General features: G+C 71.6%; 14 protein-coding genes. 11 read left to right on the plus strand and 3 right to left on the minus strand.

Annotated features, from left to right (window positions below):
* The first annotated feature begins 3 nt into the window (after positions 1-3).
* The 11 genes from AW27_RS27515 (at position 4) to AW27_RS27565 (ending at position 11324) form a co-directional block, all read left to right on the plus strand.
* A complete protein-coding gene (locus tag AW27_RS27515; RefSeq protein WP_037925816.1) occupies positions 4-1266 on the plus strand; it encodes an MFS transporter in 1263 nt (420 codons plus the stop codon).
* A 140-nt stretch (positions 1267-1406) separates the two neighbouring features.
* Positions 1407-2768: a Pup--protein ligase gene (gene pafA, locus AW27_RS27520; RefSeq protein WP_037925818.1), complete on the plus strand. Its 1362-nt coding sequence runs from the start codon at positions 1407-1409 to the stop codon at positions 2766-2768.
* Between the two features lie 114 nt (positions 2769-2882).
* The gene (locus AW27_RS27525) at positions 2883-3824 is read left to right on the plus strand and encodes an FKBP-type peptidyl-prolyl cis-trans isomerase (RefSeq protein WP_037925821.1); all 942 of its coding nucleotides are present in this window, start codon (positions 2883-2885) and stop codon (positions 3822-3824) included.
* 38 nt (positions 3825-3862) lie between these two features.
* Entirely contained in the window at positions 3863-4249 is a 387-nt protein-coding gene (locus AW27_RS27530) for an FKBP-type peptidyl-prolyl cis-trans isomerase (protein WP_037925824.1), read from the plus strand.
* A gap of 124 nt (positions 4250-4373) precedes the next feature.
* Positions 4374-5330, plus strand: coding sequence for a helix-turn-helix transcriptional regulator (locus AW27_RS27535; RefSeq protein WP_037925826.1), 957 nt, complete (start codon positions 4374-4376; stop codon positions 5328-5330).
* 97 nt (positions 5331-5427) lie between these two features.
* Positions 5428-6396: a helix-turn-helix transcriptional regulator gene (locus AW27_RS27540; RefSeq protein WP_037925829.1), complete on the plus strand. Its 969-nt coding sequence runs from the start codon at positions 5428-5430 to the stop codon at positions 6394-6396.
* Between the two features lie 14 nt (positions 6397-6410).
* Positions 6411-6638, plus strand: a complete 228-nt coding sequence (locus tag AW27_RS27545; protein WP_037925832.1) for a CpXC domain-containing protein — start codon at positions 6411-6413, stop codon at positions 6636-6638.
* Between the two features lie 26 nt (positions 6639-6664).
* A complete protein-coding gene (locus tag AW27_RS27550) occupies positions 6665-6865 on the plus strand; it encodes a hypothetical protein (RefSeq protein ID WP_037925835.1) in 201 nt (66 codons plus the stop codon).
* A gap of 169 nt (positions 6866-7034) precedes the next feature.
* A complete protein-coding gene (gene tatA / locus AW27_RS27555) occupies positions 7035-7328 on the plus strand; it encodes a Sec-independent protein translocase subunit TatA (protein ID WP_037925838.1) in 294 nt (97 codons plus the stop codon).
* 47 nt (positions 7329-7375) lie between these two features.
* The gene (gene tatC / locus AW27_RS27560) at positions 7376-8341 is read left to right on the plus strand and encodes a twin-arginine translocase subunit TatC (RefSeq protein ID WP_037925841.1); all 966 of its coding nucleotides are present in this window, start codon (positions 7376-7378) and stop codon (positions 8339-8341) included.
* Between the two features lie 142 nt (positions 8342-8483).
* Positions 8484-11324 carry a DEAD/DEAH box helicase gene (locus AW27_RS27565; protein WP_037926458.1) on the plus strand — a complete coding sequence of 947 codons (2841 nt, stop codon included), beginning with the start codon at positions 8484-8486 and terminating at the stop codon, positions 11322-11324.
* 49 nt (positions 11325-11373) lie between these two features.
* Here the strand turns inward: AW27_RS27565 and AW27_RS27570 are convergent, their stop codons facing one another.
* The 3 genes from AW27_RS27570 to AW27_RS27580 form a co-directional block, all read right to left on the minus strand.
* Positions 11374-12330: an RluA family pseudouridine synthase gene (locus AW27_RS27570; RefSeq protein ID WP_037925844.1), complete on the minus strand. Its 957-nt coding sequence runs from the start codon at positions 12328-12330 to the stop codon at positions 11374-11376.
* 19 nt (positions 12331-12349) lie between these two features.
* Positions 12350-13885: a serine hydrolase gene (locus AW27_RS27575; protein WP_037925847.1), complete on the minus strand. Its 1536-nt coding sequence runs from the start codon at positions 13883-13885 to the stop codon at positions 12350-12352.
* A gap of 124 nt (positions 13886-14009) precedes the next feature.
* Positions 14010-14849 carry a siderophore-interacting protein gene (locus AW27_RS27580; protein ID WP_236647778.1) on the minus strand — a complete coding sequence of 280 codons (840 nt, stop codon included), beginning with the start codon at positions 14847-14849 and terminating at the stop codon, positions 14010-14012.
* Positions 14850-14878: the final 29 nt, after the last annotated feature.

Raw genomic sequence — 14878 nt, forward strand, 5'->3', positions numbered from 1 at the left:
GTCATGGCCGCGGGATACGCGGAGCTGCTGGGGACGCGGCACGCCGCGAGGCTCTTGGCGGGCACGCTCGTCGGCAGGCTGCCGAACGCCACCGCGCCGATCGCGATCGTGCTGTTCACGCGCGCGGAGGGTGGCAGCTACAGCCTCGCGGGGGCGCTGGCCGCGGTGTACGGGCTGGCGAACGCGCTGGGCCAGCCGCTGCTCGGACGTGCCGTGGACCTCCTCGGGCAGCCGCGAGTACAGCTGCCGGCGGCTCTGCTGTCCGCGCTCGGCATGGCGTGGCTGGCCCTCGCCGGCACCGGGTCGGTGGTCGTGGCGTACGCCGCGGTGGCGGTCGGCGGCCTCTTCACGCCGCCGCTGGAGGGCGGGCTGCGGGCCCTGTGGCCCGGTGTGCTGGGGGGTCGCGAGGAGAAGGTGCACGCGGCGTACGCGATGGATGCGGTGGCCCAGGAGGTCATGTACACCGTCGGTCCGCTGCTGGTGACGCTGTTCGTGTCGGTGTGGTCGCCGGCCGGCGCGCTGCTGGCGCTGCACGCGATCGGGGTGCTCGGTGCGCTGTCGGTCGTGGCCAGCGAGCCGTCGCGGACGTGGCGCTCGGAGCCCCGGGAGGCCCACTGGCTGGGCGCACTGCGGTCGAAGGGGCTGCTGGCGCTGCTGGGCTCCTTCTTCTTCGTGGGCATGGCGCTGGGCTCGATCACCGTGGCCGGCGTGGCGTACGCGGACGGCAACGGCGGCGAGGCGGTGTACGGCTGGCTGATGGCCGCGCTCGGGCTGGGCGCGCTGATCGGCGGCATGCTCTACGGCGCGCGCCCGTGGGCGGGCGCCCCCGAGCGGCGGCTGCGGCTGCTGGTGGCGCTGCTGGCGGTCTGCTACCTGCCGCTGCTGCTGACCCCGGGGCCGGTGGCGATGACGGCGCTGGCGGCGCTGTCGGGCGTGTTCCTGGCGCCGTCGCTGGCGTGCGCGTTCATCGTGGTGGACCGGCACGCGCCGGTGGGCACGGTGACGGAAGCCTTCTCGTGGCTGGTGACCTTCTTCGGCGTGGGCGCGGCGATCGGCACGGCGGCCGCGGGGCCGGCGGTGGAGCTGGGCGGTACCGCGTGGGGCTTCGCCGTGGCGTGCGCCGCGGGCGGCGCGGCGCTGCTGGTCCTGATGGTGACTCAGAGGGTGATGTCAACTGCGGTCCCCAGTCGGGCGGTGGCGGGTTCGGCGCAGGGAGTTCCGGACGGGGCCGGTGAGGTGGCCCCGCAGGCCCGGTCGGCGCAGTGACGGGCGGGCGCGCCGGTGCGGCGCGCCGGCGGCTTTCACCCCCCGCCCGCCGGGTGCTTGGCGGCCCGCACGGGGGAACTGATCGAAACGGCGGCTCCGAACCCGGTTTCAGAAGAGGGCAGAAGGCGTAATGTTCAGTCATGGACCGCCGCATTTTCGGGCTGGAGAACGAGTACGGCGTCACGTGCACGTTCAGGGGACAGCGCCGACTGTCTCCTGACGAAGTGGCGCGCTACCTCTTCCGCCGTGTCGTGTCATGGGGCCGCAGCAGCAATGTCTTCCTGCGGAACGGCGCCCGCCTGTACCTCGACGTGGGTTCGCATCCGGAATATGCAACTCCCGAATGTGACAACGTGACCGAGCTGGTCACGCACGACAAAGCAGGCGAGCGCATTCTCGAAGGACTGCTCGTCGACGCCGAGCGCCGCCTGCACGAGGAGGGAATCGCGGGCGACGTCTATCTCTTCAAGAACAACACCGACTCGGCGGGCAACTCGTACGGCTGCCACGAGAACTACCTGGTGGCCCGGCACGGGGAATTCTCCCGCCTGGCGGACATTCTCATTCCGTTCCTCGTCACCCGGCAGCTGATCTGCGGGGCCGGCAAGGTGCTGCAGACCCCTCGGGGCGCGGTCTACTGCGTGAGCCAGCGGGCTGAGCACATCTGGGAGGGCGTCAGCTCCGCGACGACGCGTTCGCGGCCGATCATCAACACCCGCGACGAGCCGCACGCGGACGCGGAGCGCTACCGCCGTCTGCACGTGATCGTGGGCGACTCGAACATGTCCGAGACGACCATGCTGCTGAAGGTCGGGGCGACCGACCTGGTGCTGCGCATGATCGAGGCGGGCACGGTGATGCGGGACCTGACCCTGGAGAATCCGATCCGGGCGATCCGCGAGGTCAGCCACGACATCACGGGCCAGCGCAAGGTGCGGCTGGCCAGCGGCCGGGAGGCCTCCGCGCTGGAGATCCAGCGGGAGTACTACGACAAGGCCGTGGACTTCGCCGAGCGCCGGGGCATCCGCACCGGTGTGGTGGACCAGGTGCTGGAGCTGTGGGGCCGCACGCTGGACGCGATCGAGGCGGAGGACCTGGACCGGATCGGCACCGAGATCGACTGGGTCATGAAGTACCAGCTCATCGAGCGGTACCGGGAGAAGCACAACATGACCATGTCGAATCCGCGGGTGGCTCAGATAGACCTCGCCTACCACGACATCCACCGCCGGCGCGGGCTGTACTACCTGCTGGAGCGCAAGGGGCAGGCGGCGCGGATCTGCAACGACCTCAAGATCTTCGAGGGCAAGTCGGTGCCTCCGCAGACGACCAGGGCCCGGCTGCGCGGCGACTTCATTCGCCGGGCGCAGGAGCAGCGGCGGGACTTCACGGTCGACTGGGTGCACCTGAAGCTCAATGACCAGGCGCAGCGGACGGTGCTGTGCAAAGACCCGTTCCGGTCCGTCGACGACCGCGTGGAGAAGTTGATCGCCGGCATGTAGGCGGCCGGCGGACGCCCCGCATCCCACCTGGGCCCCGTACGTTTCTCGTACGGGGCCCAGTGCACGGCTTAGAGTGGCGGTCGACCGTCCAGCCGTCAGAGATCTGAGGAACCCGTGCGCCGACTTGCCGGCCTGCTTGTCGTACCCCTTCTGCTGCTGTCGACAGCGGCCTGTGGCGACGACAGCGGCTCCGACTCCGCCCAGATGAAGAACGGGGCGCCCGCGATCACCAAGGGCGCCGAGTTCGGGGAGACCCCCACCCTGTCCAAGGGGAAGGGCGAGCCGCCCAAGGAGCTGAAGGTGGTGACCGTCAAGGAGGGCACCGGCCAGGTGCTGAAGAAGGGCGACATCGCCCAGGTCAACTACTACGGCCAGGTCTGGGACGGCACCGAGCCGTTCGACCAGAGCTTCGGCAAGGGGCAGCCGTTCGACGTGACGATCGGCGCGGGCGCCGTCATCAAGGGCTGGGACCAGGGCCTGGAGGGCCAGAAGGTCGGCAGCCGCGTCGAGCTGGTGATCCCGCCGGACCTCGGTTACGGGGCCCAGGGATCGCCCCCGAAGATCAAGGGGAACGCCACCCTCGTCTTCGTCGTGGACATCCTCAAGGGCGCCACGGTCCCGCCCTCGGCGACCGGCAAGGAAGTCCCCCAGGACAACAAGGACCTGCCGAAGGTCGGTACCAACACGGACGGCAAGGAAGTCTCCGTGGCCGTCCCGAAGGACGCCACCCCGCCGTCGAAGCTGGTCTCCGAGTACGTCCTGGAGGGCGACGGCCCGGCCGTGACGGACAAGGACAACGTCACCGTCAAGTTCCACGGCAAGACGTGGAAGGACGAAAAGACGTTCGAGAGCACCTACACCTCGGGCCAGTCGGTGACCTGGCCGCTGGAGCAGCTCCAGGTGAAGGGCCTCAAGGACGGCATCGTCGGCAAGAAGGTCGGCAGCCGCATCCTGCTGGTCATTCCCCCGGACATGGGCTTCGGCGACAAGGAGCAGGGGACCATTCCGGCGAACTCGACGCTGGTCTTCAGCCTCGACATCCTCGCAGTGATGTAAGACTGTCCCGGTTGTCCCATAGTTTGAGGAGCAGTTCCGTGAGCAGCAAGCCTGAGAAGCTCGAGAAGCCCGAGATCGACTTCCCGGAGGGCCCGGTCCCCACCGACCTCGTCATCGAGGACATCTGGGAGGGCGACGGCGCCGAGGCCACGGCCGGCTCGCGCGTCTCCGTCCACTACGTGGGCGTCGCGTTCTCCACCGGCGAGGAGTTCGACGCCTCCTGGAACCGCGGCTCCGCGCTGCAGTTCCAGCTCGGTGTCGGCCAGGTCATCGCGGGCTGGGACAAGGGCGTCCAGGGCATGAAGGTCGGCGGCCGCCGCAAGCTGACGATCCCCGCGCACCTCGCCTACGGCGACCGCGGCGCAGGCGGCGCGATCGCCCCGGGCGAGACGCTGATCTTCGTCTGCGACCTGATGGCCGCCTGATACCGGGCCGCGTCGCGCGCATGGGCCCCCGCCGTGAGGCGGGGGCCCTCGCTTTTGTCCGGGACCGCCGGGGCGGTACGGTCAACGGTCACGAGTGTGTGTCGAGAACGGGGGATGGGCGTCGATGGCGATTGCCAAGGCCGAGCGCCTGATGAATCTGGCGCTGTGTCTGTTGGGGACCCGCCGGCCGCTGAGCAAGCGCGAGCTGCGCGGTTCCATCGAGGCCTACATGGAAGCCGGCAACGACGAGTCCTTCAACCGGATGTTCGAGCGGGACAAGGACGACCTGCGCGAGCTCGGCCTGGTGATCGAGACGGTGGAGAACCTGGAGGGGGAGACGGGCTATCTGGCCCGCCGGGACAGCAACCGGCTGCCTCCGGTCTCCCTCGACGCCGAGGAGGCCGCCGCCCTGGGGCTGGCCGCCAAGGTCTGGCAGCAGGCCCGCCTCGCGGGAGCCGCCAGCGGCGCCCTGCAGAAGCTGCGGGCCGGCGGGATGCCGGAGGCGGACAACCCGTACGAGGGCCAGCACAGCGCCATCGAGCCGCGCATCCCGGTCCACGAGGCCGCCTTCGAACCGCTGATGCTGGCCTGCCGGGACCGTCGGCCGGTGGTCTTCGACTACCGCAAGTCGACCGCGGCCCGGCCCGAGACCCGCCAGGTGGAGCCCTGGGCGCTGGAGTGCTGGCGCGGCCACTGGTACCTGGCCGGCTACGACCGGGACCGGGGGGCGGAGCGGGTGTTCCGGCTCTCGCGGATCACCGGGAAGGTCCGCTCGCGCGCGGCGAAGTACACCGCGGAGGTGCCGGACGTGGTGACGGTACGGGAGACCGTGGCGAGCTGGGCCGGGGAGAGCGCGGAGCGCTCCGCGCTGATCCGGCTGCGGGCCGGGGCGGGCTACCCGCTGCGGGCCAAGGCCACGGCGGTACGCGAGGGCACGGACGGCTGGGACGAGCTGGAGATCCCCTACGGGCACGGGCTCGACGCCTGGCTGGTGGAGTTCGGTCCCGATGTCGTCGTGGTCGGCCCCGCCGATCTGCGGGCGGACGTGGTGGACCGGCTGCGGGCCGTGGCCGGGGCCTGACACGCTGGCCGGGTACCGCCCGCGGTGCGGGGCCGGCCGCCGTACCACTCAAGACCGCGACATCCACAGACGTGCCCTGAGGGGGAGACGTACCAGCATGGCTGCCAACGCCATCGACCAGACCCGCCGGATGCTGTCCCTGGTGACGTACCTGCGCGAGCGCCCGGGTGCGCACGTCGCCGACGTCGCGCGCGCCTTCGGCATCACCGAGGACGAGCTGATCTCGGACCTCGATGTGCTGCCCATGTGCGGCACCAGCTTCCGGGGCGGGGACCTGCTCGACATCGACACCGACGGGGAGCGCATCTGGTGGCGCAATCCTGATGCCTCGGGGGAGTCCACCGCCGAGCCGCTGCGGCTCGCCGCCGACGAGGCGACCGCGCTGCTGGTGGCCGCACGCGCGGTGGCCACCCTGCCCGGGCTGCGCGAGAGCGACCGGGACGCCCTGCTGCGGGCCACCGCCAAGCTGGAGGCGGCCGCAGGCGAGGCGGCCGGGGCGAGCTCCCGGCTGTCGGTCACCTTCGAGTCCGAGGGCGGGGTCTTCGCTGACGTCGACCGCGCCATCGCGGAACGCCGGCGGCTGTGGCTGCGCTACTACTCCCCGGCGCGCGACGAACTCACCGAGCGCGAGGTCGACCCGATCCGGCTCTTCGCGGTCGGGCACACGTACATGGAGGGCTGGTGCCACCTCTCCGAGGCCCGGCGTACCTTCCGGCTCGACCGGGTGGCCGAAATCCGACTGCTGGACGAGCGGGCCGAGCCGCCCGCCATCGAGCCGCGCGACCTGTCCGAGGGCCTCGTCCAGCCGGCCGCCGAGGACCCGGAAGTCGTGGTCGAGGTCGGGCCGGGCGGGCGCTGGGTCGCCGAGTACTACCCGCACGACACCGCGGAGGAGCTTGCGGACGGTGGCCTGCGCATCACGTTGCGCAGCCCGGACCCGGCCTCGCTGCGCCGGCTCGCGCTGCGACTGGGCCGCGACGGCCGGATCGTGGCTCCCGCCGAGCTGGCGGACAGCGCGCGCAGCGCAGCCCGGGAGGCCCTCGCGGGGTACGGGGAACAGGTCTGAGGGGAGCGCGGACGATGTCGCCAACGTCCGGGCCGGTCGCCTTCAAGGCCTCCTGTCCCGAGTGCCGCGCCCGCTTCGAGCTCGACGCGGGCGCCCTGCGGCTGGCCATCGGCGGCAGCCGCAGGGCCACCTTCTACTCCTTCACGTGTCCTGAATGCGGTGCCGCCGTCCGCAAGCCGGCCGGTGAGCGCATCGTGGAACTGCTGACCGGGGGCGGCGTGAGCACCCTGCGCAGCATGTGAGGGGCCGGTGGCCTAGGCTCGGCCCCATGCTGTGGCCGATGTTCGCAATTGCCCTGGGCTTCCTCGGAGTCGCCGTGCTCGCCGTGCTGGCCGTCCGCGTATACGTGGAGGTGCGCAGGCTCTCCGCGCAGGTCGCGCTGGCCAGCCGCCGGATCACCGCCGCGTCCGCAGACCTGGAGCGGGAGGCGCTGGGGCTGGCGCGGGCGGGCGCCGACGCGCGGCCGTGACGCACGCGACAGCCGTGTGACCGGGGGATTGACAACCGGCCAGGACGCAAGACCCGGTATGCCGGGGGATTGCCGGGCGTTAACCCCCTGGGGTTACGATCCTCGGTAGAGACAGTCCCATGGCGCCCGTGCCGGTGTGCTGTGAACCTCGGAGAAAAGGAAGATACCTATGTTCGGCAACCTCAGGGGTTGGGAAATCTTCATCATTCTCGGAGTCGTCATCCTGCTGTTCGGCGCCAAGAAGCTCCCCGACATGGCTCGCTCCCTCGGCAAGTCGGCCCGCATCCTCAAGAGCGAGGCCAAGGCCATGAAGAAGGACGGCGAGGCCGACGACGCGGCCGCCGCTCCCGCCGCGGACCAGTCCGCCCAGCAGCCGGTCGCCCCGCGCACCATCCAGGCCGCGCCCGGTGACGTCACCAGCTCCCGGCCGGTCAGCGAGCCGAACCGCACCGCCCAGGGCTGAGGGACGCCCTTCACGCCAGTCATCTGCAACGAGACAAGGGACGTGGGTTGCTCAAGTCTGCCCGCAAGCAGGGGAAACAAGAACGAAAGGCAAAGGACGCCGAAGGGCGCATGCCTCTCGTCGAGCACCTGCGCGAACTGCGTAACCGCCTGCTGAAGTCGGTCCTGGCGATCCTCGTGATCACGATCGTCGCTGCCTTCTTCTACCGGGAGATCATCAACTTCCTGTTGAAGCCGATGCTGGACTCCGTCGGCTGCACCAACGGTGTGGTGACCCAGCGCAACGGACGCCCCTGCGCCGACATGACCGTGAACGGCCTGATCTCGGCGTTCTCGATCGCCCTGAAGGTCTCGCTGATGGCCGGTGTGGTGCTCTCCGCCCCGGTGTGGCTGTACCAGCTGTGGGCGTTCGCCGCGCCCGGTCTGCACAGCCACGAGAAGAAGTACGCGCGCAGCTTCGTGGCGGTCGGCGCACCCCTGTTCCTGGCCGGCGCCGTCCTCGCGTACAAGATCCTCCCGCAGACCGCGACGATCATGCTTGAGTTCACGCCCGACCACGCGCGCAACCTGCTCCCGGTCGACGACTACCTCGACCTGGTCACCCGCATGGTGATCGTCTTCGGCCTGGCCTTCGAGCTGCCGCTGCTGCTGATCCTGCTGAACTTCACCGGTGTGCTCACCGGCAAGCGGCTGGCCGGCTGGTGGCGGGGCATGGTCCTGGGCATCACGATCTTCGCCGCCTTCGCGACGCCCACCGGCGACCCGCCGACCATGCTCGCACTGGCCCTGCCCATCGTGGCCCTCTACTTCGCGGCCGTGGGCCTCTGCCTCCTCAACGACCGCAGGCGCCGCCGCAACGACCCCGACGCCGGACTGAGCGACGACGAGGCCTCCCAGCTGGACCTGACCCCGGCGCCCATCGGTGAGATGGATCCGGTGCCGGCCCCCGCGGCGCTGCCCGGACAGGCGGACGGCGGACGCCGGCGGATCAACGGCTACGACGACGCCACCTGACGCGAAGGCCCCGCGCGCGCCCCGGCCCGGGAACGGGCTCCGGCGCCTTCCCGGTGACCGCCGGGGGCGTGCGCGGGGGTCCGGCTCCTCCCACAAATGATCGCGACTGTTGTCGGACCCGGCGGGTAGGCTCGACAACAAGATGACCGAAGAACTCTCACCCGCCGAGCGGTACGCCGCTGCCCGGATCCGCGCCGCCGAAGAAGCCACCGCCCTGGCCCCCTTCCGCGAGATGTACGACTTCGACCTGGACGCGTACCAGGTGGAGGCATGCAAGGCGCTGGAGGCCGGCAAGGGCGTCCTCGTCGCCGCCCCGACCGGCTCGGGCAAGACCATTGTCGGCGAGTTCGCCGTGCACCTGGCCCTCGCGCAGGGCCGCAAGTGCTTCTACACGACGCCGATCAAGGCGCTCTCGAACCAGAAGTACGCCGATCTCGTCAAGCGCTACGGCGCCGACAAGGTGGGCCTGCTGACGGGCGACAACAGCGTCAACTCCGAAGCGCCGGTGGTCGTGATGACCACCGAGGTGCTCCGCAACATGCTCTACGCGGGCTCGCAGTCGCTGCTCGGCCTCGGCCACGTCGTGATGGACGAGGTCCACTACCTCTCCGACCGGTTCCGCGGAGCCGTCTGGGAGGAAGTGATCATCCACCTCCCCGCATCGGTCACCCTGGTCTCCCTGTCGGCGACCGTGTCCAACGCCGAGGAGTTCGGCGACTGGCTGGACACCGTGCGCGGGGACACCGAGGTGATCGTCTCGGAGGAGCGGCCCGTCCCGCTGTGGCAGCACGTCATGGCCGGCCGCCGGATCTACGACCTCTTCGAGGAGGAGTCCGACCACGGCGGCCGCGGCTCCGCGCGCCGCGAGGTCAACCCCGACCTGCTGCGCATGGCGCGCGAGGAGAACAGCCGCACCTACAACCCCAAGGACCGGCGGCGCGGCAAGATGGTCCGCGAGGCGGACCGCGAGCGCGAGCGGCGCTCCCGCGGCCGGATCTGGACCCCCTCCCGTCCCGAGGTCATCGCCCGCCTGGACAACGACGGGCTGCTGCCCGCCATCAACTTCATCTTCAGCCGGGCCGGCTGCGAGGCGGCCGTCCAGCAGTGCCTGTACGCGGGCCTGCGCCTCAACGACGAGTCCGCGCGGCTGAAGGTCCGCGAGCTGGTCGAGGCACGCACGGCCGCCATCCCCACCGAGGACCTCCACGTCCTGGGCTACTACGAGTGGCTCGAAGGCCTGGAGCGGGGCATCGCCGCGCACCACGCGGGCATGCTGCCCACCTTCAAGGAGGTCGTCGAGGAGCTCTTCGTCCGCGGCCTGGTGAAGGCCGTCTTCGCCACGGAGACCCTGGCGCTGGGCATCAACATGCCCGCGCGCACGGTGATCCTGGAGAAGCTGGTCAAGTGGAACGGCGAGCAGCACGCCGACATCACCCCCGGCGAGTACACCCAGCTGACCGGCCGGGCCGGTCGGCGCGGCATCGACGTCGAGGGGCACGCGGTCGTGCTCTGGCAGCGGGGCATGGACCCGGCCGGGCTCGCCGGACTCGCGGGCACCCGCACGTATCCGCTGCGCTCCAGCTTCAAGCCCTCGTACAACATGGCCGTCAACCTGGTGAGCCAGTTCGGGCGGCACCGCTCGCGCGAGCTGCTGGAGACCTCCTTCGCGCAGTTCCAGGCGGACCGCTCCGTCGTCGGGATCTCCCGGCAGGTGCAGCGCAACGAGGAGGGCCTGGCCGGCTACCGCGAGGGCATGACCTGCCACCTGGGGAACTTCGAGGAGTACGCGCAGCTGCGCCGCGACCTCAAGGACCGTGAGACGGAGCTGGCCAAGCAGGGCGCGGCCCAGCGACGGGTGCAGGCGGCCAGTTCGCTGGAGAAGCTCAAGCCGGGCGACATCATCCACGTTCCGACGGGCAAGTTCGCCGGCCTCGCCCTGGTCCTGGACCCGGGCGTGCCGGCCGGACGGGTCCACGGGCACCGCGGTCACGAGTACGCCGAGGGCCCGCGCCCGCTGGTGCTCACCGCGGAGCGCCAGGTCAAGCGGCTCGCCGCGATCGACTTCCCGGTCCCGGTCGAGGCGCTGGACCGGATGCGGATCCCCAAGACCTTCAACGCGCGCTCGCCGCAGTCCCGTCGGGACCTCGCCTCCCAGCTGCGGAGCAAGGCCGGGCACATCACCCCGGAGCGGCGCTCCCGCGGCAGGGCGGCGGCCGCCGACGACCGCGAGATCGCCCGGCTGCGCAGCGAGCTGCGGGCGCACCCCTGCCACGGCTGCGACGAGCGCGAGGACCACGCCCGCTGGGCGGAGCGCTACCACCGGCTCCAGCGGGACACCCACCAGCTGGAGCGGCGGATCGAGGGCCGGACCAACACCATTGCCCGCACCTTCGACCGGATCCACGCGCTGCTGACCGAGCTGGACTACCTGCGTGAGGACGAGGTCACCGTGCACGGCAAGCGGCTCGCCCGGCTGTACGGGGAGCTCGACCTGCTGGCCTCCGAATGCCTGCGCGCCAGGATCTGGGAGGGTCTGAGCCCGGCGGAACTGGCCGCCTGCGTCTCGGCGTTGGTCTTCGAGGCCCGGCAGTCCGACGACGCGGTCGCGCCGAAGGTTCCCGGTGGCGCGGCGAAGGTGGCGCTCGGTGAGATGGTCCGCATCTGGGGCCGGCTGGACGCGCTGGAGGAGGAACACCGCATCAACCAGGCGGAGGGCGTGGGCCAACGCGAGCCGGACCTCGGCTTCGCATGGGCGGCATACCAGTGGGCCTCCGACAAGAGCCTGGACGAGGTGCTCCGCGAGGCCGAGATGCCCGCCGGTGACTTCGTGCGCTGGTGCAAGCAGGTCATCGACGTGCTCGGGCAGATCGCGGCGGCCGCCCCCTCGGCCCATGGCGACAGCGGAAGTACGGTCGCGAAGAACGCCCGCAAGGCCGTGGACGCGCTCCTGCGGGGGGTCGTGGCCTACAGCTCGGTCGGTTAGTGGGTCCCGGTGCCGGGCGTTGTGGGCCGGTGGGCTTGGGCAGCACGCCCTAGCCGCCGGTGTCCCAGCCGGGGTGGTCGTGCCAGGCCCGGAGGGTGCGGGTGCTCTCGAAGCGGTGGGCGGCTCCGGTCACCGGGTCGGTGAACGCCAGCACCCGGGCCAGGAGTTGAAGGGGTCGGCGGTAGTCGTCCGGAGCCGGGTCGGTCACCTCCGGGTACACCGGATCGCCCAGGATGGGCAGGCCCAGGCTGTTCATGTGCACCCGCAGCTGGTGGGTGCGGCCGGTGTGCGGGGTGAGCCGGTAGCGGCCCAGGGCGCCGCGGACGTCGACGAGCTCGATGAGGCTCTCGGCGTTGGGCGGGCCGGGGACCTCGGTCGCCGCGATCACCCCGCGGAGCTTCTCGATGCGGCTGCGGACGGTGCGCGGGAAGGCGAGCGCCGGGTCGTGGTGCGCGACGGCCTCGTACTCCTTGTGGACCTCGCGCCGCTGGAAGAGCAGCTGGTAGGCGCCGCGGTCCTCGGGGCGGACGCTGAACATCACCAGACCGGCGGTGAGCCGGTCCAGGCGGTGCGCGGGGCTGAGGTCGGGCAGGGCGAGCTCCTCGCGCAGCCTGGCCAGGGCGGTCTCGGTGATGTGGCTGCCGCGCGGGGTGGTCGCCAGGAAGTGTGGTTTGTCCACGACGAGGAGGTGCTCGTCCCGGTGGACCACGCCGACCGCGAACGGCACCCTGGGTTCCGCCTCCATGTCGCGGTGGAACCACAGGTAGCGGCCGGGCTCGTACGGGTCCCCGGCGCACAGCACCTGCCCGTCGGCGCCCAGTACCCGGCCCGCGGCCAGCAGCCGCGCCATGGACTCCGCGCCGCGGGTGCCGGCGTAGCGGGCGGTGAGGTAGCTGCCGAGGTCCGGCCAGCTCCGGTCCGGGTCGGGCGGCAGCCGGAGCCTGACCGGGTCGATACCGGCCTGCTGGGGAAGGGGCGAGGGGGGTGCCTGGGTTCTGCGTCTCATCGGAGGACAGGCTATGCGGCTACTGCCGGGTGAAGGTGCCCAGGTGGTTGGCGTCGAGGTACTCGACGCGGAGCGTGCCGTCCCCGAAGGTCACCCCGGTACGGCCGACGGCGTTCTCGCCCGTGGTCACGAAGCTGAAGGTGTCGCCGTCGTAGTGGGTCAGCGGGAACCGCAGGGGCTTCGGGCCGAGGGCGAGGGTGAGGGCGCCGTCGTCGTCTGCCGTCACGGTGGCCCTGCCGTAGTACGGGTTGTCGTAGGTGCCGGTGTACGCGGCGCTGTCGCGGGCCGGCTTCGCACCGGCGGGCGGGTGGGCGTAGTCGGTGGCGGACCGGCCCGCGGCGTCCATCTGCGCGTACAGGGATCCGGCGAGCGCCAGCCAGTCGGCGGTGGCCTTGCCGTGCTCGGCGAAGTCGAAGAAGTCCAGGGCGACGGCGTCGGCCAGGCCCACGGGGGCGCCGTTGGTGAGGACGACGATGCCGAGCCGCTCCAGCGGGAGCATGGTCACGTTGGTGTTCGCGCCGAGTTCGAAGGCGCCGGAGTGGCTCAGGCGCAGTCGTCCCGCGTCGTCGTACGAGACGTTCCAGCCGAGGCCGTAGAAGCCGGTGCGGGCGGTGGGGGTCGAGGGCGGATTCGAGACGATCGCGGGCACGTGGGTGCGGGCGAGCGCATCGGCGGGGATGATCCGCTTGCCGTCCAGGGTGCCGTCGGCGAGCTGGAGCCGCAGCCAGCGGGACATGTCGCGGGCGGTGGAGCTGACACCGCCGGCCGGGGCCTGGGCGTCCGGGTCGCGTACGTAGCGGGGGCTCCAGGTGCCGTCGGGGTCCTCGACGTGGGTGGCGGCGCGGTCGGGGGCGTTGGCGAAGGCGGAGAACTCGGTGCTGGTGTCCCCCATGCCGGCGGGCTTGAAGAGGGTGTCGTCGGCGAGCTTCTGCCAGCTGGTGCCCTTGGCCCGGGCGACCGCCTCGGCGGCGGCCGTGAAGCCGAAGTTGGTGTAGGCGTAGCTCGCGCGGAAGGGGGTGAGCGGTTCCAGGCGCAGGTGGTCGAGGATGTACGACTGGTCGTAGCCGAGGTCTTCGAGAAGGTCGCCGGCGTGGTCGGGCAGGCCGCTGCGGTGGGAGAACAGATCGGCGGTGGTGACGTGCCCGGTCACCCAAGGGTCCTTCAGGGAGAAGCCGGGCAGGGAGGCGTGGCGGTCCCACCCGTCGGGGTCGGCGAGGGCGCCGGCGACGACGGTGGAGGAGACGGGCTTGGAGAGCGAGGCGAGCTGGAAGACGGTGTCGGGGCCGACGGTGGCGCTCTCGCCGGTGCGGCGGACGCCGAAGCCCTTGAGGTGGACGACCTTGTCGTCGTGGACGACGGCCACCGCGACGCCGGGGACACCGGTGCGGCGCATCAGGTCCGTGACCGTGCCGTCGAGGCGGGCGACGGCCGCGTCGACGGCGGCGTCCGTGAGCTGAGGGCGGGGAGCGGGGGGCGGGCTCGGTGCGGCCGTGGCCGCCGTGGCGGTGAGGAGGGCCGCGGCCCCTGCCGCTCCGAGAGCGCGGAGCGTACGCATACGAGCATTCTCCCGCGGTACGCCTCGTCGCGCGCGCCGCGGCTCCGGGGGAGAGGGCGGGGTGGGGCTCCGCCGCGAGGAGGCTGCCTCGCGCCCCGCACCCCGGACTCCGCCCCGGAGAGGGTCAGGCCGCCGCGCGGTGTTCCTGTTCGGCTTCGACCGTGGCGTTCCAGTCGCGCTTGATCGCGCGCCAGCCCTCGTCCGTCTCGCCCAGGCGCCAGTAGCCCGAGATCGACAGGCGTTCGCGTGCGATGCCGCGCTCCAGGCGGAGGTGGCGGCGCAGGTCCTTGACGAAGCCGGCCTCGCCGTGGACGAAGGCGTGGACGTCCGGGGAGGGGAACTCCAGCGCCTGGACGGCCTCGACCAGGGCCTCGCCGACCGGGCGGTCACCGCGGTGGAGCCAGACCGGGGTGATGCCGTCGGGGGTGGCCACCTTCAGCTCGTCCTGCGGGCCGTCGATCTCCACGAAGGCGCGGACGTCCGCGCCCGCGGGCATCCGCTCCATCGCCGCGGCGATCGCCGGCAGCGCGCTCTCGTCGCCGATCAGGAGGTGCCAGTCGGCCGCCGGGTCCGGGGCGTAGGCGCCGCCGGGGCCGAGGAAGCGCACGAGCTCGCCCGGCTGGGCCCGAGCCGCCCAGGGGCCGGCCAGGCCCTCGTCGCCGTGGACGACGAAGTCGAGCGTCAGCTCCAGGTGCGCCGGGTCCCAGTTGCGCACGGTGTAGGCGCGCTGGCGCGGCCACTGGGCCCGCGGAAAGTCGCCGCGGATGCGTTCCAGGTCCCAGGGCGCGGGGTAAGTGACACCCTCGGGAGCGAAAAGGAGTTTCACGTAGTGGTCGGTGTACTCGCCCGCACCGAAGTCGGCCAGCCCCTCACCGCCCAGCACGATCCGCACCATGTGCGGCGAAAGCCGCTCGGTGCGTACGACAACGGCGGTGCCGACGGTGCGGCCGCGTCCTTCTGCCACGGTGACTCCCCTGACTCCCATGAAACTTA

This window comes from Streptomyces sp. PCS3-D2, assembly GCF_000612545.2.
Classification (GTDB): Bacteria; Actinomycetota; Actinomycetes; order Streptomycetales; family Streptomycetaceae; genus Streptomyces.

Excerpts from the sequence above, each read along its gene's own strand:
- AW27_RS27515 (WP_037925816.1), top strand. The coding sequence starts at position 4 with ATGGCCGCGGGATACGCGGAGCTGCTGGGGACGCGGCACGCCGCGAGG.
- pafA (WP_037925818.1), top strand. The coding sequence starts at position 1,407 with ATGGACCGCCGCATTTTCGGGCTGGAGAACGAGTACGGCGTCACGTGC.
- AW27_RS27535 (WP_037925826.1), top strand. The coding sequence starts at position 4,374 with ATGGCGATTGCCAAGGCCGAGCGCCTGATGAATCTGGCGCTGTGTCTG.
- AW27_RS27540 (WP_037925829.1), top strand. The coding sequence starts at position 5,428 with ATGGCTGCCAACGCCATCGACCAGACCCGCCGGATGCTGTCCCTGGTG.
- AW27_RS27545 (WP_037925832.1), top strand. The coding sequence starts at position 6,411 with ATGTCGCCAACGTCCGGGCCGGTCGCCTTCAAGGCCTCCTGTCCCGAG.
- AW27_RS27550 (WP_037925835.1), top strand. The coding sequence starts at position 6,665 with ATGCTGTGGCCGATGTTCGCAATTGCCCTGGGCTTCCTCGGAGTCGCC.
- tatA (WP_037925838.1), top strand. The coding sequence starts at position 7,035 with ATGTTCGGCAACCTCAGGGGTTGGGAAATCTTCATCATTCTCGGAGTC.
- AW27_RS27565 (WP_037926458.1), top strand. The coding sequence starts at position 8,484 with ATGACCGAAGAACTCTCACCCGCCGAGCGGTACGCCGCTGCCCGGATC.
- AW27_RS27570 (WP_037925844.1), bottom strand. The coding sequence starts at position 12,330 with ATGAGACGCAGAACCCAGGCACCCCCCTCGCCCCTTCCCCAGCAGGCC.
- AW27_RS27575 (WP_037925847.1), bottom strand. The coding sequence starts at position 13,885 with ATGCGTACGCTCCGCGCTCTCGGAGCGGCAGGGGCCGCGGCCCTCCTC.